The 19,143-nt window shown below is 68.6% G+C and carries 21 protein-coding genes and 2 pseudogenes; 13 read left to right on the top strand and 10 right to left on the bottom strand.

All coding sequences use genetic code 11. The features are described from left to right. Window positions 1–16: 16 nt before the first annotated feature. Entirely contained in the window at window positions 17–1,138 is a 1,122-nt protein-coding gene (locus tag NOO62_RS20255) for a lipid II:glycine glycyltransferase FemX (RefSeq protein WP_268772299.1), read from the bottom strand. Between the two features lie 113 nt (window positions 1,139–1,251). Beyond that, complete coding sequence (locus NOO62_RS20250) at window positions 1,252–1,566, bottom strand: hypothetical protein (protein ID WP_268772298.1); 315 nt, start codon at window positions 1,564–1,566, stop codon at window positions 1,252–1,254. Between the two features lie 265 nt (window positions 1,567–1,831). On the opposite strand from NOO62_RS20250, the gene rpsF reads away from it, so the two are divergent. The 4 genes from rpsF (at window position 1,832) to rplI (ending at window position 3,575) form a co-directional block, all read left to right on the top strand. Further along, on the top strand, window positions 1,832–2,122 hold the full coding sequence (rpsF, locus tag NOO62_RS20245; RefSeq protein ID WP_016644628.1) for a 30S ribosomal protein S6: 291 nt from the start codon (window positions 1,832–1,834) through the stop codon (window positions 2,120–2,122). Between the two features lie 78 nt (window positions 2,123–2,200). Continuing rightward, entirely contained in the window at window positions 2,201–2,800 is a 600-nt protein-coding gene (locus tag NOO62_RS20240; protein ID WP_268772297.1) for a single-stranded DNA-binding protein, read from the top strand. A gap of 73 nt (window positions 2,801–2,873) precedes the next feature. Next, a complete protein-coding gene (gene rpsR, locus NOO62_RS20235; RefSeq protein WP_003949403.1) occupies window positions 2,874–3,110 on the top strand; it encodes a 30S ribosomal protein S18 in 237 nt (78 codons plus the stop codon). 18 nt (window positions 3,111–3,128) lie between these two features. Next, window positions 3,129–3,575 carry a 50S ribosomal protein L9 gene (gene rplI / locus NOO62_RS20230; protein ID WP_268772296.1) on the top strand — a complete coding sequence of 149 codons (447 nt, stop codon included), beginning with the start codon at window positions 3,129–3,131 and terminating at the stop codon, window positions 3,573–3,575. Window positions 3,576–3,690: 115 nt separating this feature from the next. Here rplI and NOO62_RS20225 read toward each other — a convergent pair whose 3' ends face one another. Further along, window positions 3,691–5,028, bottom strand: a complete 1,338-nt coding sequence (locus tag NOO62_RS20225; RefSeq protein ID WP_268772295.1) for an MATE family efflux transporter — start codon at window positions 5,026–5,028, stop codon at window positions 3,691–3,693. A 460-nt stretch (window positions 5,029–5,488) separates the two neighbouring features. On the opposite strand from NOO62_RS20225, the gene dnaB reads away from it, so the two are divergent. Continuing rightward, window positions 5,489–6,970 carry a replicative DNA helicase gene (gene dnaB, locus NOO62_RS20220; RefSeq protein WP_150185078.1) on the top strand — a complete coding sequence of 494 codons (1,482 nt, stop codon included), beginning with the start codon at window positions 5,489–5,491 and terminating at the stop codon, window positions 6,968–6,970. Window positions 6,971–7,057: 87 nt separating this feature from the next. Here the strand turns inward: dnaB and NOO62_RS39310 are convergent. Both NOO62_RS39310 and NOO62_RS20210 read right to left on the bottom strand, forming a co-directional pair. Next, window positions 7,058–7,343, bottom strand: a pseudogene (locus NOO62_RS39310) (NADP-dependent oxidoreductase); the annotation flags it as partial. Between the two features lie 116 nt (window positions 7,344–7,459). After that, window positions 7,460–8,374 (bottom strand): NADP-dependent oxidoreductase, encoded by a 915-nt coding sequence (locus NOO62_RS20210; RefSeq protein WP_268772294.1) that lies wholly within the window; start codon window positions 8,372–8,374, stop codon window positions 7,460–7,462. Window positions 8,375–8,445: 71 nt separating this feature from the next. Here NOO62_RS20210 and NOO62_RS20205 point away from each other — a divergent pair, with 71 nt between their 5' ends. Beyond that, window positions 8,446–9,078, top strand: a complete 633-nt coding sequence (locus NOO62_RS20205) for a TetR/AcrR family transcriptional regulator (protein ID WP_268772293.1) — start codon at window positions 8,446–8,448, stop codon at window positions 9,076–9,078. Window positions 9,079–9,126: 48 nt separating this feature from the next. Here NOO62_RS20205 and NOO62_RS20200 read toward each other — a convergent pair whose 3' ends face one another. Next, window positions 9,127–10,080: an SDR family NAD(P)-dependent oxidoreductase gene (locus tag NOO62_RS20200; RefSeq protein WP_268772292.1), complete on the bottom strand. Its 954-nt coding sequence runs from the start codon at window positions 10,078–10,080 to the stop codon at window positions 9,127–9,129. Between the two features lie 167 nt (window positions 10,081–10,247). Between NOO62_RS20200 and NOO62_RS20195 the strand changes: the two genes are divergently transcribed. The 3 genes from NOO62_RS20195 (at window position 10,248) to NOO62_RS20185 (ending at window position 12,661) form a co-directional block, all read left to right on the top strand. Continuing rightward, window positions 10,248–10,706, top strand: coding sequence for a MerR family transcriptional regulator (locus NOO62_RS20195; RefSeq protein ID WP_268775700.1), 459 nt, complete (start codon window positions 10,248–10,250; stop codon window positions 10,704–10,706). Window positions 10,707–10,769: 63 nt separating this feature from the next. Beyond that, window positions 10,770–11,234: a carboxymuconolactone decarboxylase family protein gene (locus NOO62_RS20190; protein ID WP_268772291.1), complete on the top strand. Its 465-nt coding sequence runs from the start codon at window positions 10,770–10,772 to the stop codon at window positions 11,232–11,234. A gap of 50 nt (window positions 11,235–11,284) precedes the next feature. Beyond that, complete coding sequence (locus NOO62_RS20185; RefSeq protein ID WP_268772290.1) at window positions 11,285–12,661, top strand: serine hydrolase domain-containing protein; 1,377 nt, start codon at window positions 11,285–11,287, stop codon at window positions 12,659–12,661. A 63-nt stretch (window positions 12,662–12,724) separates the two neighbouring features. On the opposite strand, the gene NOO62_RS20180 is transcribed toward NOO62_RS20185, so the two are convergent. Then, on the bottom strand, window positions 12,725–13,177 hold the full coding sequence (locus NOO62_RS20180) for a GNAT family N-acetyltransferase (RefSeq protein ID WP_268772289.1): 453 nt from the start codon (window positions 13,175–13,177) through the stop codon (window positions 12,725–12,727). 22 nt (window positions 13,178–13,199) lie between these two features. Continuing rightward, window positions 13,200–13,652, bottom strand: coding sequence for a MarR family winged helix-turn-helix transcriptional regulator (locus NOO62_RS20175; protein ID WP_268772288.1), 453 nt, complete (start codon window positions 13,650–13,652; stop codon window positions 13,200–13,202). A gap of 139 nt (window positions 13,653–13,791) precedes the next feature. Between NOO62_RS20175 and NOO62_RS20170 the strand changes: the two genes are divergently transcribed. Next, the gene (locus NOO62_RS20170; RefSeq protein WP_268772287.1) at window positions 13,792–15,000 is read left to right on the top strand and encodes an MFS transporter; all 1,209 of its coding nucleotides are present in this window, start codon (window positions 13,792–13,794) and stop codon (window positions 14,998–15,000) included. A gap of 70 nt (window positions 15,001–15,070) precedes the next feature. After that, window positions 15,071–15,505: a GlcG/HbpS family heme-binding protein gene (locus NOO62_RS20165; protein ID WP_268772286.1), complete on the top strand. Its 435-nt coding sequence runs from the start codon at window positions 15,071–15,073 to the stop codon at window positions 15,503–15,505. Window positions 15,506–15,617: 112 nt separating this feature from the next. Here the strand turns inward: NOO62_RS20165 and NOO62_RS20160 are convergent, their stop codons facing one another. Continuing rightward, window positions 15,618–16,514: a GNAT family N-acetyltransferase gene (locus NOO62_RS20160; protein WP_268772285.1), complete on the bottom strand. Its 897-nt coding sequence runs from the start codon at window positions 16,512–16,514 to the stop codon at window positions 15,618–15,620. A 160-nt stretch (window positions 16,515–16,674) separates the two neighbouring features. Between NOO62_RS20160 and NOO62_RS20155 the strand changes: the two are divergent. Both NOO62_RS20155 and NOO62_RS20150 read left to right on the top strand, forming a co-directional pair. Continuing rightward, a pseudogene (locus tag NOO62_RS20155) lies at window positions 16,675–16,889 on the top strand (HAD hydrolase family protein); the annotation flags it as partial. Window positions 16,890–17,316: 427 nt separating this feature from the next. Next, window positions 17,317–18,636, top strand: a complete 1,320-nt coding sequence (locus tag NOO62_RS20150; RefSeq protein ID WP_268772284.1) for a globin domain-containing protein — start codon at window positions 17,317–17,319, stop codon at window positions 18,634–18,636. Between the two features lie 20 nt (window positions 18,637–18,656). On the opposite strand, the gene NOO62_RS20145 is transcribed toward NOO62_RS20150, so the two are convergent. Next, the gene (locus NOO62_RS20145) at window positions 18,657–19,139 is read right to left on the bottom strand and encodes an NUDIX domain-containing protein (protein WP_268772283.1); all 483 of its coding nucleotides are present in this window, start codon (window positions 19,137–19,139) and stop codon (window positions 18,657–18,659) included. Window positions 19,140–19,143: the final 4 nt, after the last annotated feature.

The following is a 19,143-nucleotide window of genomic DNA, read 5'->3' as shown; positions in this document are numbered from 1 at the left end:
AGGAAATTGTGCGGGATCAGCGGCGCGACATGTAGATGTCCAGCGCCTTGTGCAGCAGCTTGTTGAGCGGGAAGTCCCACTCGCCGATGTACTCGGCGGCCTCGCCGCCGGTGCCGACCTTGAACTGGATCAGACCGAAGAGGTGGTCGGTCTCGTCCAGGGAGTCGGAGATGCCGCGCAGGTCATAGACGGTGGCGCCCATGGCGTACGCGTCGCGGAGCATCCGCCACTGCATCGCGTTCGAGGGCCTGACCTCGCGTCCGATGTTGTCCGATGCCCCGTAGGAGTACCAGACGTGCCCGCCGACGACGAGCATCGTGGCGGCCGACAGGTTCACGCCGTTGTGCCGCGCGAAGTACAGCCGCATGCGGTTCGGGTCCTCGGAGTTGAGGGCCTGCCACATCTGCTGGAAGTAGCCGAGCGGCCGCGGGCGGAACTTGTCGCGCACCGCGGTGATCTCGTAGAGACGCTGCCACTCGGGAAGGTCGTAGTAGCCGCCCTGGACGACCTCGACGCCGGCCTTCTCGGCCTTCTTGATGTTGCGCCGCCACAGCTGGTTGAAGCCCTTCTGGACCTCGTCCAGGGAGCGGTTGGCCAGCGGCACCTGGAAGACGAAGCGGGGCTGGACGTCACCGAAGCCGGCGCCGCCGTCCTCGCCCTGCTGCCAGCCCATCCGGCGCAGCCGGTCGGAGACCTCGAAGGCGCGCGGCTCGATGTGCGTCGCCTCGGTGTCCCGCAGCCGCTTCACGTCGGGGTTCTGGATGCCCGCCTTGATCGCCGGAGCGTCCCAGCGACGGATCACGACCGGCGGCCCCATCTTCACCGAGAAGGCACCCTGCTGCTTCAGATGCGCCAGCATCGGCTGCAGCCACTCGTCCAGGTTCGGGGCGTACCAGTTGATCACCGGGCCCTCGGGCAGGTACGCGAGATAACGCTTGAGCTTGGGCAGCTGCCGGTAGAGCACCAGGCCCGCACCGACCAGCTCACCGGTCCTGTCGTCGAACCAGCCCAGGTTCTCCGAGCGCCATTCGCTCTTCACGTCAGCCCATGCCGGGACCTGGCAATGACTCGCCGACGGCAGTGTCTGGATATACGCCAGATGCTGCTCGCGACTGATGGTCCTCAGGGTCAGACTCATTCGGGGCGCTCCTCGGGCTGGTGTGTCCCCATGGGTTCAGGGGCTCCGGCTCTCGCGCCGAAGCCTACTGCGCCCTGCGAGCGCCCCGTCTGGGCGTACGGAACTAAGAGCCGTCAGCCGACGACGCCGCCGAAGAGTCCACCGTGTGCCATGCCCAGGAAGAAGCCGACTGCCGAGGCTCCGAGACCCAGGATCAGGCCGAAGCGCTCACGCGTCGTCACCGAGATGAACTGGCCGTACGCACCCGTGGCGATCCCGATCAGGCCCGTCCACGAGCTGATCAGGTGGAGGTTGTGGAACATCGCCGTGACGAAGGCGATCGCCCCGAGCACCAGTGTCACGCCGAGCAGCGCGTCCTGGAGCGGATGGGCCTTGCCGTCCGTGGCGAAGAGGGATGTGGCGGTGTTCGGTCGCATTACCTGTGCCATGAGAGGCACCTCCTGCGGAAGCGGCGCATCGTAGCGCCATAGACACCCGATGTGTACAGATTCTGCCCGTCCCTCGCCGGATTTCAACCGGAAGCCTCGGTGCGGGTACTCTGTACCCTCTGCACCGGTGTCTGCCCTGGCCACGACATGAACCCCCGCTCGCGGGAGCCGATTGTCAGTGGCGGCCGATACCGTTGCGTACGCATCACGACCCTCCTGCCACGGAACGACCGTGGCCGCTGAGTCCAAAGGAGGTGGGTTCCACATGCGTCACTACGAAGTGATGGTCATCCTCGACCCCGATCTCGAGGAGCGCGCTGTCTCCCCGTTGATCGAGAACTTCCTCTCCGTCGTCCGTGAGGGCAACGGAAAGGTCGAGAAGGTCGACACCTGGGGCCGTCGTCGTCTGTCCTACGAGATCAAGAAGAAGCCCGAGGGCATCTACTCGGTCATCGACCTCCAGGCTGAGCCTGCGGTCGTCAAGGAGCTCGACCGACAGATGAACCTGAACGAGTCGGTCCTCCGGACCAAGGTCCTCCGTCCCGAGATGCACTGAGCTTTCTAGCTCAGCAGCACCCGGGAATCGAGTAGCAGCAACAAGCAGCCAGCAGCAAACCCGCCGAGAGGTTCCCCCATGGCAGGCGAGACCGTCATCACGGTCGTCGGCAATCTTGTCGACGACCCCGAGCTGCGCTTCACCCCCTCCGGTGCGGCGGTCGCGAAGTTCCGTGTCGCGTCCACTCCCCGCATCTTCGACAAGCAGACCAATGAGTGGAAGGACGGCGAAGGCCTGTTCCTGACCTGCTCGGTCTGGCGTCAGGCGGCGGAGAACGTCGCGGAGTCGCTCCAGCGAGGCATGCGCGTCGTCGTGCAGGGCCGGCTGAAGCAGCGGTCCTACGAGGACCGTGAGGGCATCAAGCGCACGGTCTACGAGCTGGACGTCGAGGAAGTCGGCGCCAGCCTGAAGAACGCCACGGCCAAGGTCACCAAGACCACCGGTCGAGGTGGCCAGGGCGGTTACGGCGGCGGTGGCGGCGGCCAGCAGGGCGGCGGCTGGAGCGGTGGCTCCGGCGGCGGTCAGCAGCAGGGTGGTGGCGGTGCTCCCGCCGACGACCCCTGGGCGACCGGTGCGCCGGCCGGCGGCGGTGGCCAGCAGCAGGGCGGCGGCGGTGGCGGCTGGGGCGGAAGCTCCGGCGGCTCCGGTGGCGGCTACTCGGACGAGCCCCCCTTCTAAGCCTCAGGGCTTTCAGGCCTCCGGGCCGAGGGTGGGCCGTAACCCCACTTCTTGATCACACAGGAGAAACACCATGGCGAAGCCGCCTGTGCGCAAGCCGAAGAAAAAGGTCTGCGCTTTCTGCAAGGACAAGGTCACGTACGTGGACTACAAGGACACGAACATGCTGCGGAAGTTCATTTCCGACCGCGGCAAGATCCGTGCCCGCCGCGTGACCGGCAACTGCACGCAGCACCAGCGTGACGTCGCCACGGCCGTGAAGAACAGCCGTGAGATGGCGCTGCTGCCCTACACGTCCACCGCGCGATAAGGGAAGGGTGACCGAAAAATGAAGATCATCCTCACCCACGAGGTCTCCGGCCTCGGCGCCGCCGGCGAGGTCGTAGACGTCAAGGACGGCTACGCCCGCAACTACCTGATCCCGCGGAACTTCGCGATCCGCTGGACCAAGGGTGGCGAGAAGGACGTCGCGCAGATCCGTCGTGCGCGCAAGATCCACGAGATCGCGACCATCGAGCAGGCCAACGAGATCAAGGCCCAGCTCGAGGGCGTCAAGGTCCGTCTGGCCGTTCGCTCCGGCGACGCCGGTCGTCTCTTCGGTTCCGTCACCCCGGCCGACATCGCTTCGGCGATCGAGGCTGCCGGTGGTCCGAAGGTCGACAAGCGCCGTGTCGAGCTGGGCGCGCCGATCAAGACCCTGGGCGCCCACGCGACGTCCGTGCGTCTGCACCCCGAGGTTGCCGCGAAGGTCAACGTCGAGGTCGTCTCCGCCTAAGCACTGCGCTTGGCAGAGTTGAAGCAATCGTTGGGCCGCACCCCTTGGGGTGCGGCCCAATGTGCTTCGTAAGACTTGCTCCGCGGCCTGTTTCACGTGAAACAGGCCGGGGTCCTCAGCGTGTGGCGCCCGTGACGAGCCAGCGGCCGGAGCGGGAGCGCAGCCAGAGGGTCAGCATCCGTACCGCCATCATCAGCGTCATCGCTCCCCACAGTGCGGTCAGGCCGCCGCCGAAGGTCGGTACGAGCAGGGCGACCGGAGTGAAGGCGACCAGCGTGACGATCATTGCCCAGGCGAGGTACGGTCCGTCGCCCGCTCCCATCAGGACGCCGTCCAGCACGAAGACGATGCCGCAGATGGGCTGGGCGAGCGCGATGACGACGAGGGCGGGCAGCGCCGCGTCCTGGACGTCGCCGTCGCCGGTGAAGAGCGGGATGAACACGGGCCGTGCGAGGACGACCAGCAGGCCGAGGACGACGCCAGAGGCGATGCCCCACTGGACCATGCGTTGGCAGACGGCGCGGGCGCCTTCAGGATCGTCGGCGCCCAGGTAGCGCCCGATGATCGCCTGTCCGGCGATGGCGATGGCGTCGAGCGCGAAGGCCAGCAGACTCCACAGGGACAGAACGATCTGGTGGGCGGCCACGTCGGAGTCGCCGAGGCGGGCGGCGACGGCGGTCGCGATCATGAGGATGGCGCGCAGAGAGAGCGTGCGGACGAGAAGCGGCGCACCGGCTTGTGCACAGGCGCGGATCCCGGCGGCGTCGGGGCGCAGTGAGGCGCCGTGCCGCTTGGCGCCGCGTACGACGACGGAGAGGTACACGGCGGCCATGGCGCATTGGGCGATGACGGTGCCCCAGGCGGAGCCGGCGATGCCGAGGTCCGCGCCGTAGACCAGGCCGACGTTGAGGACGCCGTTGGCGACGAAGCCACCGATGGCGACGTACAGCGGGGTCTTGGTGTCCTGGAGGCCGCGCAGGACGCCGGTGGCGGCGAGCACGACGAGCATGGCGGGGATGCCGAGTGAGGAGATCCGCAGGTAGGTGACGGCGTACGGGGCCGCGTTGTCGGAGGCGCCGAAGAGGTCCACGAGTGCGGGGGCGGAGGGCAGGGTGACGGCGATGACGGCGGCGCCGAGGAGCAGCGCGAGCCAGATGCCATCCATGCCCTGTCGGATGGCGGCCTGTAGATCTCCGGCGCCGACGCGGCGGGCGACGGCGGCCGTGGTGGCGTACGCGAGGAAGACGAAGATGCTCACCGCGGTGGTGAGGAGCGCCGAGGCGACGCCGAGACCGGCCAGTTGGGCGGTGCCGAGGTGCCCGACGATGGCGCTGTCGGCGAGCACGAAAAGGGGCTCGGCCACGAGCGCGCCGAACGCGGGGACGGCGAGCGCGATGATCTCTCGGTCATGCCTTCGCCGTGCGGCCTTGGGTGCCGCGGGAGCCTGTGTCATGCACACCAATCTAATCTTCCACAGGTAAGAGATGCAATGCTATTTGGACCCTTACCTAGTGACCTGTCGGGCGCGTCGTCACGTGCTGTTTGCGGCGATCTTGATCCGAGTGGGAAAGTTTTTCTTCTGCACAGCCGGTGGACGGGAAAGTAGCAGGTCAGAGGGTATCTCTAGAACGTGCTGAGGGCTTGTTCACAGGCCTGTCCACCGAGCCGTGCACAGGTTTGGCGGAGTTCTCCACAGCATCGGGCCCGTCATCCACACCGCCTGTGGATAACCAGATTGGCTGACGGTGCCCACAGGCCTACCGTGGTCCGGCACCCGCCTCGTCGTACGACCTCGGAAAGCCCGGAAAACCGACGCGTCAGAACCGGAGTTGGGCCCGCTTATTTGTCAGTGTCGTGCCGTACGAAAGAGGGGCACGGCGAGGTCCGCGCGGCGGACGGGAGGAGGTGGCCCGGTGAGTATTTCCGAGCCTTTGGACGACCCCTGGGCCGACAGCGGTCCCAGTGACCGTCTGCCCGTCTCCCGCCAGCGTCGCGACGGCGGCGGCGGTCGAGGTCGCGACGAACAGCACGATCGTGGCCGCGAGGGCGGCTGGGACGGTGGGGGTTCGTCGTTCGAACGTGTTCCTCCGCAGGATCTCGACGCGGAGCAGTCGGTGCTCGGCGGCATGCTGCTCTCCAAGGATGCGATCGCCGACGTCGTCGAGGTCCTCAAGGGCCACGACTTCTACCGGCCCGCGCACGAGACGATCTACGCCTCGATCCTCGACCTCTACGCGAAGGGCGAGCCGGCCGACCCGATCACGGTGGCGGCCGAACTCACCAAGCGGGGTGAGATCACCAAGGTCGGCGGTGCGTCCTATCTGCACACACTGGTGCAGACGGTGCCGACCGCGGCGAACGCGGAGTACTACGCGGAAATCGTCCACGAGCGGGCGGTGCTGCGCCGTCTCGTCGAGGCCGGCACGAAGATCACCCAGATGGGATACGCGGCCGACGGCGACGTCGACGAGATCGTCAACAGCGCCCAGGCCGAGATCTACGCGGTCACCGAGCAGCGCACCACCGAGGACTACCTCCCGCTCGGCGACATCATGGAGGGCGCTCTCGACGAGATCGAGGCGATCGGTTCGCGGTCGGGCGAGATGACCGGTGTGCCGACCGGCTTCACCGACCTCGACCAGCTCACCAACGGACTGCACCCGGGTCAGATGATCATCATCGCGGCCCGTCCCGCCATGGGTAAGTCGACGCTGGCCCTCGACTTCGCACGCGCCTGTTCGATCAAGCACAACATGCCGAGTGTGATCTTCTCGCTCGAAATGGGCCGCAACGAGATCGCCATGCGTCTGCTCTCCGCCGAGGCGCGCGTGGCCCTGCACCACATGCGTTCCGGCACGATGACGGACGAGGACTGGACGCGCCTCGCCCGGCGTATGCCGGACGTCTCGGCCGCCCCGCTCTACATCGACGACTCCCCGAACCTGTCGATGATGGAGATCCGCGCCAAGTGCCGCCGCCTCAAGCAGCGGAACGACCTCAAGCTCGTCGTCATCGACTATCTGCAGCTGATGCAGTCCGGCGGATCCAAGCGGTCCGAGAGCCGCCAGCAGGAAGTCTCGGACATGTCGCGAAACCTGAAGCTGCTCGCCAAGGAGCTGGAGCTGCCGGTCATCGCGCTCTCGCAGCTGAACCGTGGCCCCGAGCAGCGCACCGACAAGAAGCCCATGGTCTCCGACCTGCGTGAGTCCGGCTCGATCGAGCAGGACGCGGACATGGTGATCCTGCTGCACCGCGAGGACGCGTACGAGAAGGAGTCGCCGCGCGCGGGCGAGGCGGACATCATCGTGGGCAAGCACCGTAACGGCCCCACGGCGACGATCACCGTCGCCTTCCAGGGCCATTACTCGCGCTTCGTGGACATGGCACAGACCTGACAGGCCCACCGCGTCGGAGTCGGCGAAGGTGATCACGCGGTGCGGGTCGCCGGTGAGGGCCACGCCGCCCGCTTCCTCGAAGGATCACGCCCGGGGTGTGTGGGCCCATGCCTCCAGGACGGCGTACTGGGCCGCGGCACCGCCCTGATCGGCGAAGGGGACGAGGCCGAGGACCTCGTCCCCCACGGCGGTACCGACCACGCCCTCTCCCACCTCGTCGACTGCCCCGGCGGCATCCGTACCAGTCGGCGGGGGTGACGCCGGTGGCGCGCACCGCGACGCGGACCTGGCCGGGCCCCGCGTGCGGTTCTCCGGCCTCCTCCAGGCGGAGGACTTCGGGACCGCCGTAGCGGTGGTGTCGCATGGCAAACACGGACAACCACCGGGCGGGAACGCTCATTTCGGGACGCGGGGCTTGAAGTGGTTCGGCGGGGTTTGAAGCGGTTCAGCGGGGCGCTTGAAGTGGGTCAGCGGGGCGCTTGGAGTGGTTCAGATGACGATGACCCGGCGTCCACGCGTGTGCCCGGCCCGGCTGTCCGCCTGCGCCGTCGCTGCCTCGGTGAGCTGGTACGTCTTCTCGACCGGGATGTGGAGCTGGCCCCGCGCGATGAGGTCGCCCGCCTCGGCGAGGGCCTGCGGCACGTCCCCGGTCACGCCGGAGAAGCGGACGCCGTGGTCCGGTGCGGTCAGGTCAGCGATGGAGATCACCTTCTGCGGGTCGCCGGTCAGTTCGACGAGGTCGGGGAGCACGCCGGAGCCGGCCAGATCGAGCGCGGCGTCGACACGGCCCAGTTGTCGGACCCGCTCGACCCAGCCCTCTCCGTACGTCGTGGCGAGGGCACCCAGACCACGCAGGTAGTCCTGGTTCGCGGCCCCGGCCGTGCCGATCACCGTGATGCCGCGGTCGCGGGCGATCTGCAGCACCGCTGATCCGACGCCTCCGGACGCGCCGCTGACCAGCAGAGTCTGCCCGGGCTTCACGCCGGACTGGCGGATGATGCGCAGCGCGGTCTCCACCACGGAGGGGTACCCGGCCGCCTCTTCGAAGGTCAGGCTCTCGGGCATGCGGGCCCAGGCCGACAGCACGGCGAACTCGGCGTACGTGCTCGATCCTCGCCCGAACACGCGGTCGCCGACCTCCACCGTGGTGACGCCCGGGCCGACCTCGTCCACCAGCCCGGCGGCGTCCTGCCCGGTCCCGGAGGGCAGCTCGATCTGATGGGTCCGCTGGGAATCGCCTCCGCTCCGCTGGAACTGGCCTTCGCGGATCCTCCAGTCGACGGGGTTCACGCCCGCCGCGCGCACGGCGATACGTATCTGGCCCGGGCCCGCGTGGGGCTCCTCGGCCTCGGTGAGGTGCAGGACGTCAGGGCCGCCGAACTCGGCGAAGCTCACTTTCTTCATGCCGCCGAACGTAACACTAACGGTTATGTTTTTGGAATTGTTACACCTTCGCATTTGATAGCGTCAGCGCCATGACCGTCCCGACGACGCCGAACGACCTGACCTCGCCGGTCGGCCCGGCCGCGCCGACCGGCTCGACTACGCCGACGGGGCGCCGCGAACGCAAGAAGGCCGCGACCCGGCAGAAGATCGCCGACACCGCCATGCGGCTCTTCCTGGAACGCGGCTACGACGCGGTGGGCATCAGGGACGTGGCAGCCGAGGCCGACGTTGCTGTCACCACGCTCTTCTCCCACTTCGCCTCGAAAGAGGCGCTGGTGTTCCAGCAGGACGACCAGTTCGAGCAACGCCTCACGCAGGCGGTCACCGGCAGGGCACCGCACGAGCCGCTCATCCCCGCGCTGCGCCACGAGATCCACGTGATGGTCCGGCACTGCACGGCGGACGGCACCGCCGCCATCTACCGGATGATCGACGAGACACGTGCCCTGCGGGAGTACGAGGAGTCGATGCGGCTGCGCCACGCGGAGTCCCTGGCGGCGGCCATCGCCGCGGACCCCGAGCTGTCCCGGACCACGATGGCGTGCCGCACGATCGCGCGGTTCGTGCTCGACGCCTATGCGCTGGCCCGCGAGGCATCCGACCCGCAGGCCGCCGTGGACGAGATCTTCCGGATGATCGAGGCGGCCTGGGACGTCGCCTGACCTGCCCACGCGGCCCGGTCTTGGTATGACTTCTTGGTATGACCAGGCTCAGAACGCGTTAAGTCCGGTGAGTTCGCAGGAGAGGTCCCAGAGCCGGGCTGCCGCGTCGGGGTCGACGGCCCAGGGTTTGACGCCGCCGATCAGCATGTCGTCGGTGGTCGCCGGTTCGGCGATGTCGCAGTCCTGGCAGTACGCCCCTCCCCGGTCCTGCAGCAACGGTGAGGTCGCCGCCCACACAGCCGTCGCCGCGCCCTGCTCGGGGCTCTTGAAGCCGGTGGCCGGTGTCCCTTCCGGAGTCACCCAGCCTTGCGCGAGCCACTGCTCCCGCGGGATATGGCGTTGCAGCGGGGTGAGGATGCTGCCAGGGTGCACGGCGAAGGCCCGCAGGTTGTGGGTGGCACCGAGGCGGTTCAAGTGCAGGGAGAAGAGGGCGTTGGCGGTTTTCGACTGGGCGTAGGCCAGCCATCGGTCGTAGCCGGTGTCGAAGTGGAGGTCGGTCCAGCGGATGTCGGAGAGAAAGTGTCCGGAGGAGGCGACGGCGACGACGCGCGCTCCGTCCGGTGCGAAGGCGGGGCGCAGACGGTGGGTCAGCGCGAAGTGTCCGAGGTGGTTGATGGCGAAGTGTGCCTCCCAGCCGGGGCCGACGCGTGTCTCCGGGCAGGCCATCACCCCGGCGCCGTTGATGAGGATGCCGAGCGAGCGGCCGGTGTCGAGGAAGCGTTCGGAGAAGACGCGGACGCTGTCCAGGTCCGCGAGGTCGAGGGCGTGCACCTCGGTCCGGGGCAGGCCGCGCAGGGCCAGTTCGGCGGTTTCCGGGCGCCGGGCGGGGACGACGACGTGCGCGCCCGCGTGGACGAGGGCGCGGGTCGTGGCGAGTCCGAGGCCGGAGTAGCCACCGGTCACGAGGGCCGTGGTGCCCGCCAGGTTCATGCCTGCGAGAACGTCGTCGGCGGTGCTGTGGGCGCCGAAGTCCGTGCCGAGCTTTCGCTGTTCGGTGATCATGTTCTCGACGCTAAAACCTAGAGTCAGCGCTAGGTCAAGAGCAGGTCTGCCGCACGGCGTACGGTCGCGTCATGAGCGAGTATCCGGGCGCTGTGTCCGAGGAGCAGACGTCCGAGGAGCAGACGTCCGAGGAGCAGACGTCCGAGGAGCAGATGCCCGAGGAGGCGATGCCTGGGGCGAAGAGCGGCAGCGGGGGCGGCCTGTCCATAGGCAGGGTCGCCGAAGCGACGGGCCTGAGCGTGCACGCCCTGCGGTTCTTCGAGCGGGAAGGGCTCTTCCTGCGCGAGATTCCGCGGACCGGCGGCGGACAGCGGGTCTACGAACAGGCGGATGTGGACTGGCTCCTGCTGTGCGGGCGGCTGCGCGTCTCGGGCATGCCGATCGCCACGATCAAGAAGTTCGCGGCGCTCATACGTTCCGGCCCCGGCAACGAGCGGGACCGGCTGGCGTTGCTCCAGGAGCATGAGCGCGACGTACGCGCGAAGATCGACGACCTGAACGCCTGCCTGGAGGTCATCCACGGCAAGGTCAGCACCTACGAGCAGCACCTGCGTGACGGGACGGCCGCCGGTCTCTGGTCGCCGCGGCCGCTCACATCTCCGCGTCGCGATTCGTCGGTGCAATAACGGACCACAACGACGCCTCTGCGGCCAACAGCGGCGCCGGGCAGACGCTTGAGGAGAAAACTCATGCAGGCTCGTATGCAGAACCCCGCCATGATCGTCCCTGAGGCCATGAAGGCCTTGCTGAGCCTGTCCCAGGTCTCCAGGAAGCAGGGGCTGTCCCAGGCGACGATCGAGCTGGTGCAGCTGCGTGTGAGCCAGATCAACGGAAGCAGCGTCTGCGTGGACGGGAACGCGCGCAGTGCCGTCGCGGCGGGCGCCACGGACCTGCAGTGTTCCTCGGTGGCGGCCTGGCGGATCCTGCCCTGTTTCACACCCGCGGAACGGTCCGCCTTCGCCCTCGCGGAGGCCGCCACGCGGCTCGCCGACCGGCCCGACCCGGTGCCGGCCGCGGTCTGGGACGAGGCCGCACGACACTTCACCGAGCGGGAACTCGCGGCACTCGTCCTCGCCATCGGCGTGGCCAACATGCTCAACAGGATCAACATCATCGCGCGGCGCTTCGCCGGCTCTCAGCCCTGGGAGTGCTGACAGAACCGAATTCGCTCGACGCACGGACGCCTCCCAGGTGAACTGGTCCCATGACAACACCCCGTGAAGAGCTGCTTCCGTCCACCCGCCGAGCCCTGCTGCACCGCGTCGCCACCGCTCAGACGGAGGGCCGGACACCTTCGTTGGTGGCCGCGGTGGCCCGGGACGGTGAATTGGTGTGGGCCGGCGGCCGCAGCATGGTGGACGGGCACGAGCCGGACGAGAACGTCCAGTACCGCATCGGTTCGATCACCAAGACCTTCACCGCCGTCCTGGTGATGAGGCTGCGCGACGAGGGCGTACTGGACCTCAACGACCCGCTGGAGAAGCATCTGCCGGGCACTGGAGCGGGCGAGGCCACGATCGCCGAACTCCTCGCGCACACCGGAGGGCTGGCCGCCGAGACTCCGGGAGAGTGGTGGGAGCGGACCCCGGGGACGACGCGCCCGGAGCTCGCGGACGTTCTCGGTGACGAGCCCTTCAAGCACCCCGTCGGCAGGCGCCACCACTACTCCAACCCCGGCTACACGCTGCTGGGTTCACTGGTGGAGGCGTTGCGTGGCGCTCCGTGGGACGACGTGCTGCGCCGTGAGGTGCTCGAACCGCTGGGGCTGTCCCGTACGAGTGCGCAGCCGCAGGCTCCGCACGCCGGCGGCTGGGCCGTGCACCCGTGGGCGGACGTGATGATGCCGGAGCCCGCCGAGGACCTGGGCCTGATGGCTCCGGCCGGACAGCTGTGGTCCACGACGGCGGACCTGGTCAGGTTCGGGCACTTCCTGGTCACGGGCGACGACCGGGTCCTCGGTGCGGAATCCGTACGGGAGATGCGGACCCCCTCGGCGCCGCTGCCGACGGGTGAGTGGGACAGGGCGTACGGCCTGGGAGTGGACCTGCTGCGGTGGGGCAAGGGCAGCCTGGCGGGGCACGGGGGGTCGCTGCCGGGGTTCCTGGCCGCCCTGTGGGTGAGCGAGGCGGATGGTGTGGCCGCGGTCGCGCTCGCCAACTGCACGTCCGGGCCGCCGGTGGCAGCGCTGGCGGTGGACCTGGTGAAGATCGTCGCCGAGGCCGAGCCCCGGATTCCGGAGCCGTGGCGGCCGCTGCCCGAGGTCGACCAGAAGGTGCTGGAGCTGACGGGTCCCTGGTACTGGGGGACTCAGGTGCTCGTGCTGCGTCTGACGGCCGACGGCGGCATGGAGCTGGGGCCGCTGTCCGGTGGGGGACGTCAGGCCCGGTTCCGGTCCAACGGGGACGGCACCTGGACGGGGCTCAACGGGTACTACGCGGGGGAGCGGTTGCAGGCCGTGCGGCGGCCCGACGGGTCGGTGAGCCATCTCGACCTGGGGTCGTTCGTCTTCACCCGCAAGCCGTACGACGAGGGAGCGCCGGTTCCGGGTGGGGTGGACCCGGAGGGGTGGCGCGGCTTCTAGTTCCTCGGTCTGTTTCACGTGAAACAGACCCCCGTCGTACGGCTGCTACGGCTGATCCCAGCGTCAGAGAGACAACTTGAAGCCCAGGTGCGACGCCTCGAACCCGAGTCGCTCGTAGAAGCGGTGGGCGTCAGTGCGCGTGGCATCGGACGTCAGCTGCACCAACTGGCAGTTCTGGCGCCGGGATTCCGCAACGGCCCATTCGATGAACTGTGTGCCGAGCCCGCTGCCCCGCTCGTCGGCATGCACGCGCACGCCTTCGATGATGGAGCGGGTGGCGCCCTTCCGGGAGAGCCCCGGAACGATCGTGAGCTGGAGTGTGCCGACGACGCGCCCCTTGCGCTCGGCTACAACCAGATGCTGGTTCGGGTCTTCGGCCAGCCGCTCGAACGCGGTGACGTACGGGGTGAGGTCGTCCGGCGACTCACGTGTCGCGCCCAAGGGGTCATCGGCGAGCATGCCCACGATGGCGGGCAGGTCAGCGGCGACAGCGGGGCGTATCTCAAGATCTCCCATGGTGCGCAGCCTATGCGTGCGGCTACGCGCGCAGCGTTTCGACAGCGTTGACCAGTGGGGCGAGCTCCGGGTTCCGCGCGGCCTCGTCGAGCGCTTCGCGCAGGGCGGCGTCGTTCGTGGGCCGCGCTTCGGCGAGCAGCGCGGCACCGGCTTCACTGACGTCGGTGTAGATGCCCCGACGGTCGGTGGGGCACAGATAGCGGGCCAGCAGGCCGCGCTCCTCGAGCCGGGTCACCAGGCGTGTGGTCGCGCTCTGGCTCAGCACCACGGCGTCGGCGACCTGCTTCATCTGCAGGTGGCCCCCCTCGCCGTCGTGCTGGCGGTTGAGCACGTCCAGGAGGCCGTACTCCCGCACGCTCAGGCCGTGCTTGGCCTGTAGGGCGCGCTCCACATAGGCCTCGATCTTCCCGTGGAGCAGGGAGAGGGCGCACCAGCTTTGGGCGAGCGCGGTCAGTGCGGGGTCTGTCGCTGTCATGGCTCTTGGTCCTCCGTCCCGGAGCGGCTGCACCCAGGGTAGTCCACCCCTGCAATATCCATCGGTTGCATATAGCCCGCGTCTGCAACTATTGTGGACGCACGTTAAGCGCACCTGCAATCGTTTGGAAGGTAGATCCATGCCTCTCGCGCTTCTGGCCCTCGCGATCGGGGCTTTCGGAATCGGAACCACCGAGTTCGTGATCATGGGGCTGCTTCCCGAGGTCGCGGGTGACTTCGGTGTCTCCATCCCGACGGCCGGCTTCCTCGTGACCGGCTACGCCCTCGGCGTCGTGCTCGGCGCTCCCCTGATGACCGCCATCGGCACCCGGATCCCGCGCAAGCGGATGCTGATGCTGCTGATGGGCCTCTTCGTCGTCGGCAACCTGCTCTCCGCCGTGGCTCCCATCTTCGGCGTGATGCTGGCAGGCCGCGTCGTCGCCTCCCTCGCCCACGGCGCCTTCTTCGGCATCGGTTCGGTCGTCGCGGCCGAACTGGTGGCTCCCGAGAAGAAGGCCGGGGCGATCGCCATGATGTTCTCCGGCCTCACGGTCGCCAACGTGATCGGCGTTCCGCTCGGCACGCTCGTGGGACAGGCCATCGGCTGGCGGATCACCTTTGTGATCGTCGCCGCGCTCGGCGTGGTCGGCCTGTTCGGCATCGCCAAGCTCGTACCGGACCTGCCCAAGCCCGAAGGCGTACGGCTGCGCGACGAGATCGGCGCCTTCCGCAACGTACAGGTGCTGCTCGCCATGGCGATGACGGTGCTCGGCTTCGGCGGTGTCTTCGCGGCCATCACCTACATCACGCCGATGATGACGGACGTCGCCGGTTACGCGGACTCCTCCGTCACCTGGCTGCTCGTTCTCTTCGGGCTCGGCATGGTCGGCGGGAACCTCGTCGCGGGCCGGTTCGCGGACCGTGCGCTGATGCCGATGCTGTACGTGACGCTCGGCTCACTCGCCCTGGTGCTCGCCCTGTTCACCCTCACCGCGCACAACAAGGTCGCGGCCGCCGTGACGGTCCTGCTGATCGGAGCGCTGGGCTTCGCGACGGTGCCGCCGTTGCAGAAGCGCGTCCTGGACTACGCCTCGGGCGCCCCGACGCTCGCCTCCGCCGTCAACATCGGTGCCTTCAACCTGGGCAACGCGCTGTCGGCCTGGCTCGGTGGTCTCGTCATCTCCGCCGGACTCGGCTACACGGCCCCCAACTGGGTCGGCGCGGTGCTCGCCGCCTCCGCGCTCGTCCTGGCCCTCGTGTCGGCCGCCCTGGAGCGCCGCTCCGGAGCTCCCAGCCCGGTCGTGGCGAGCGCGGCACCTGTCGAGCAGCGGACACCCGTCCACCACTGACCCTCACACCCCCCCTCCACAGCCCTCTTCAGTTCCCCCCACAGCACTACCCCGCAAGGAGAAACCCCTCATGAGCACCACCACCCCCACTCCCACCGCCGTCGCCCCGCTGACCATCGGGGACGCCGAGGCCCTCGTCGCCGCCGCCCGCCGCGCCGCTGAAGAAGCCGGTGTCACGGTCAGCGTCACCGTCCTCGACGCGGGCGGCCACCTGCTCGCCTTCCGACGCGACGACCGGGCTGTGCTGATCTCCGGTGAGACCAGCACCCGCAAGGCTTACACCGCCCTCCAGTTGGACGCCCCCACCGCCGACCTCGTCGACGCGGTCCAGCCCGGCGGCCTCTTCCACACCCTGCCCACCGCCCTCGACCGGCCCCTGCTCTTCATCGCGGGCGGAGTGCCGGTCCACCGGGACGGCCGTCTGATCGGCGCGGTCGGTGTCGGTGGCGGCGCGCCCGAGCAGGACCACGGCTTCGCGACGGTGGCCGTCGAGGCCCTCGCGTAGCAGGTCAGTGGCGTACGGGCGTACGGCGTACGAGAAGGCCCGCCCCCGGTGAACCCGGGGGCGGGCCTTCTCGCGTCGGTCTGGGGCCTGCGGTCTGGGGCCTGCGGTGGGGTCAGCCCGCCGCGACGGTCAGCGGAGCGAAACGGCGGGTCCAGTCGCCGGGCAACTCCGGCACGCCGTACGCCATCACGGTGTTGAAGGCGACGGATTCGAGACCGTTCTGCTTCACCCAGGCGAGCAGCTCTTCGTGCCGTACGTCGATGTCGGTGCGCAGCGGCCGGTCCGTACCGGCGCCGAGGGAGGCGATGAGAGCCTTCGCGGTTTCGGTGTCCCGCGCGACGAGCGGCCCCACGACATGGGTGGCCATGTTGGGCCAGGCGCCCGCGTATCCGACGATCTCGCCGTCGGCCTCCGCGACCCGCAGCTGGTCCGTGAAGGCGGGGAGCCTGGTGATCACATGCATGCGGTCGTGGCCGAAGACCTCGGTGTCGAGCCGGAGGATGGAAATCAGGTCTTCCGCGGTGGCCGGCCGGGTGGTGACCTCGCACGGGGCTCCCAGCGCTCCACGGGCTCCCAGGGCTTTCGCCGGGGTGAAGTGCCCCTGGACCATCTCGGCCCGACCGATCACCTCGAAGCCGAGCTGCTCGTAGAGGGGGCGGCCGTTCGGGGTCGCGTGGAGGGTCAGGGGGGTGCGGCCGGCTTCGTCGACCGCGTTCCGCATCAGCCTGCGGCCGACGCCCTGGCGGGCGTACCGCTCTGCCACGAGGACCATGCCGATCGCCGCGAGGGCGGGACGCCCGGGAGGACCGTACTGGGTCACTACGTAGGCGCCCATGAGGCCGTTGCCATCAGGGGCGTCGATCCCGTAGCCCGTTCCGGCCGACAGCAGCAGGCCCCACTTGTGCTCTTCACGAGGCCAGCCCCGGTCCTCGGACAGATCGGCGCAGACCTGCAGATCGCGGGGGGTCAGTCGGCGGATGGGCGGTGCGGAGAGGGAAGGTGTCGACACGCGGGCCAGGCTGTCTGACATACATCCCCGGCGTCCAGCCGTTTGTGGGCAGAACCACGTAGCTTTCGGCCACGGTTCAGCTGTTCGTTTCACGTGAAACACGAGGACGAGCGGTCTCCGCCGACACTAGCCTCGGCCCACATGGCTCGCCTGCACCTTCAAGGTGAAGATCACGGACCGCCTCTGTGAAGAGTTCGGGGTGGGCAGGAGTGACTGCGTAGCGTACGGCGACTCGCTTTCCGACCTGGAGTGTTCGGCGCGGTGCCGGTTGCCGTGGCGGCCAATGCGGATCAACGGCTGGTGAGCCTGGCAACCCACTCCTATGTAGGGCGTGATCTGCGTAAGGCGTACGAATTGGTCCGGCACGACGGGTAAATGAGGCAATTGGCAGGCGCGTCCCTCGAATTCGAGGCCGACGGCCAGACACTTGTACGTTCAGCGGCTGCCGGTATGGTCGATCAAGGTCCGCGCCGGGTGCGTCTCTCCATACTCCGGAGCGCGGCGCGCAGGTGAATGAAGCCTAACGGGGCATAGAGATCGAGAACCCGTACTTCCTGTTATGCGGCCGTCGCGGCTGTGGGGAATGGGATGCTGCGATGAGGGGGCTGCGGCCAATGTCACATTCTCGGCCTACTTGTCCGTAGGGTCAGGTGGGCCGGGGTTCAATGTCGCCATATCGGCCATCGAGGCAGATGAGCGGGGACAGCAGGTAGAGCGGGGACAGAGACAGAGCGGGGACAGCAGGCAGCTTCCGGCAGGGAGTGCGCAGACCGACCGAGAGATGTTCGAGGCGAGGCACAGCATGGACGCTCCGACCACCACGTCGGCCGATGACGGCACGCCCGGCGACGGAGGCGACTGGTTTACCCCGTGCAATCCGCAACAGGGTCCGGAGGACGGGCGAATACCCGCCATCCCGGAGGCGCAGGGAGTGTCACAGCGCCAGGCTCCGCCCCCTCAGGCCCAGTCCACAGCGCCCCCGATATCCGTCCGGCAGGTGAACCCGGCGCAGAAGGCCTCCGCCGACGCCGTCCTGGTGCAGCGCACGATGGCCGAGATAGCGCCCGTCGCCGACAAGGCCACCTCGTACTTCTACGCGCTGCTCTTCACCCGACATCCCGAACTCCGCGCCCTGTTCCCCGCGGCGATGGACGCCCAGCGGGACCGCATCCTCAAGGCGCTGCTGACCGCGGCCGAGCACATCGACCACACCGACGTGCTCGTCCCGTACCTGAAGAACCTCGGACACGGGCACCGGAAGTACGGCACCCAGCCCGAGCACTATCCGGCCGTCGGCGAATGCCTGATCGGCTCGCTGAGCCGGTACGCGAGCGCGACCTGGGACGAGGAGACCGAAGCCGCCTGGGTCCGGACGTACACGACGATCTCCCAGATCATGATCGACGCGGCTGCCGAGGACGAGATGCGCGCCCCCGCGTGGTGGTTGGCCGAGGTCGTCTCGCACGATCTCAGGACCCCTGACATCGCTGTCGTCACGGTCCGGCCCAACCAGCCGTACCCCTTCGTCGCAGGGCAGTACACGAGCCTGGAGACCCCCTGGTGGCCCCGGGTCTGGCGGCACTACTCCTTCGCGTCGGCCCCGCGCCCGGACGGCCTGCTGTCCTTCCACGTCAAGGCCGTGCCGGCCGGCTGGGTCTCCAACGCCCTGGTACACCACGCCCGCCCCGGCGCCGTGCTGCGGCTCGGCCCGCCCGCCGGTTCGATGACCGTCGACCACACCACCGACAGCGGACTGCTCTGTCTGGGCGGCGGCACGGGCATCGCGCCCATCAAGGCCCTCGTCGAGGACGTCGCGGAGCACGGCAGACGGCGTCCTGTTGAGGTGTTCTACGGAGCACGCACCGACCACGACCTGTACGACATCGACACGATGCTGCGCCTCCAGCGGTCCCACCCCTGGCTCGCCGTCCGGCCGGTCGTCGACCAGCAGGCACAACTGCCGGAGGCCGTACGCGAGTACGGCCCGTGGAACGAGTACGACGCGTACCTCTCGGGACCGCCCGGCATGATCCGCAACGGCGTGGACGCCTTGCGGGACATCGGCATCCCGGAGGGCCGGATCCGCCACGACTCGGTAGAGGAACTGGTGGCCTCAAACTAGGCAGTAGGCAGTAGGCAGCCCTAGCCCAGATCGGGGGCGTGCATCGCGCGTACGCCCTCGATGTTGCCGTCCAAGTAGTGCCGCAGGGACAGCGGGACGAGATGGACCGAGGCGATGCCAACTCGGGTGAACGGCACGTGCACGATCTCGTACTCGCCGCACGGCTCCTCGACCTCGGGGCCGTGCCGCTGACCGAGGTCCATGGATTCCAGGCGGCAGACGAAGAAGTGCTGCACCTTTACGCCGGTCGCGCCGCCGTCCTCGCCGATGTGCTCAACGGTGTCGACGAAGCAGGGCACCACGTCGGTGATTTTGGCGCCCAGTTCTTCATGGACCTCACGATGGAGCGCCTCGACGACGGAGTCGTCCTCCGCCTCCACACCGCCTCCCGGAGTGATCCAGTACGGATCGACGCCCGGCTTGGTGCGCTTGATCAGGATCAGGTCGTCACCGTCCAGCAGGACGGCGCGTGCGGTGCGCTTGACCACAGGTCGGACGGTCATGGGG

Source organism: Streptomyces sp. Je 1-369, from assembly GCF_026810505.1.
Lineage (GTDB): Bacteria > Actinomycetota > Actinomycetes > Streptomycetales > Streptomycetaceae > Streptomyces.
This window is presented reverse-complemented; position numbering and strand designations above follow the sequence as displayed.

Bases quoted from the DNA above. Each gene is read 5' to 3' on its own strand.
- NOO62_RS20190 (WP_268772291.1), top strand. From the start codon at position 10,770: ATGCAGGCTCGTATGCAGAACCCCGCCATGATCGTCCCTGAGGCCATG.
- NOO62_RS20240 (WP_268772297.1), top strand. From the start codon at position 2,201: ATGGCAGGCGAGACCGTCATCACGGTCGTCGGCAATCTTGTCGACGAC.
- rplI (WP_268772296.1), top strand. From the start codon at position 3,129: ATGAAGATCATCCTCACCCACGAGGTCTCCGGCCTCGGCGCCGCCGGC.
- rpsF (WP_016644628.1), top strand. From the start codon at position 1,832: ATGCGTCACTACGAAGTGATGGTCATCCTCGACCCCGATCTCGAGGAG.
- NOO62_RS20175 (WP_268772288.1), bottom strand. From the start codon at position 13,652: ATGACAGCGACAGACCCCGCACTGACCGCGCTCGCCCAAAGCTGGTGC.
- NOO62_RS20205 (WP_268772293.1), top strand. From the start codon at position 8,446: ATGACCGTCCCGACGACGCCGAACGACCTGACCTCGCCGGTCGGCCCG.
- NOO62_RS20165 (WP_268772286.1), top strand. From the start codon at position 15,071: ATGAGCACCACCACCCCCACTCCCACCGCCGTCGCCCCGCTGACCATC.
- NOO62_RS20180 (WP_268772289.1), bottom strand. From the start codon at position 13,177: ATGGGAGATCTTGAGATACGCCCCGCTGTCGCCGCTGACCTGCCCGCC.
- NOO62_RS20255 (WP_268772299.1), bottom strand. From the start codon at position 1,138: ATGAGTCTGACCCTGAGGACCATCAGTCGCGAGCAGCATCTGGCGTAT.
- NOO62_RS20185 (WP_268772290.1), top strand. From the start codon at position 11,285: ATGACAACACCCCGTGAAGAGCTGCTTCCGTCCACCCGCCGAGCCCTG.
- NOO62_RS20200 (WP_268772292.1), bottom strand. From the start codon at position 10,080: ATGATCACCGAACAGCGAAAGCTCGGCACGGACTTCGGCGCCCACAGC.
- NOO62_RS20225 (WP_268772295.1), bottom strand. From the start codon at position 5,028: ATGACACAGGCTCCCGCGGCACCCAAGGCCGCACGGCGAAGGCATGAC.
- NOO62_RS20195 (WP_268775700.1), top strand. From the start codon at position 10,248: ATGCCTGGGGCGAAGAGCGGCAGCGGGGGCGGCCTGTCCATAGGCAGG.
- NOO62_RS20150 (WP_268772284.1), top strand. From the start codon at position 17,317: ATGGACGCTCCGACCACCACGTCGGCCGATGACGGCACGCCCGGCGAC.
- rpsR (WP_003949403.1), top strand. From the start codon at position 2,874: ATGGCGAAGCCGCCTGTGCGCAAGCCGAAGAAAAAGGTCTGCGCTTTC.
- NOO62_RS20210 (WP_268772294.1), bottom strand. From the start codon at position 8,374: ATGAAGAAAGTGAGCTTCGCCGAGTTCGGCGGCCCTGACGTCCTGCAC.
- NOO62_RS20250 (WP_268772298.1), bottom strand. From the start codon at position 1,566: ATGGCACAGGTAATGCGACCGAACACCGCCACATCCCTCTTCGCCACG.
- NOO62_RS20145 (WP_268772283.1), bottom strand. From the start codon at position 19,139: ATGACCGTCCGACCTGTGGTCAAGCGCACCGCACGCGCCGTCCTGCTG.
- NOO62_RS20170 (WP_268772287.1), top strand. From the start codon at position 13,792: ATGCCTCTCGCGCTTCTGGCCCTCGCGATCGGGGCTTTCGGAATCGGA.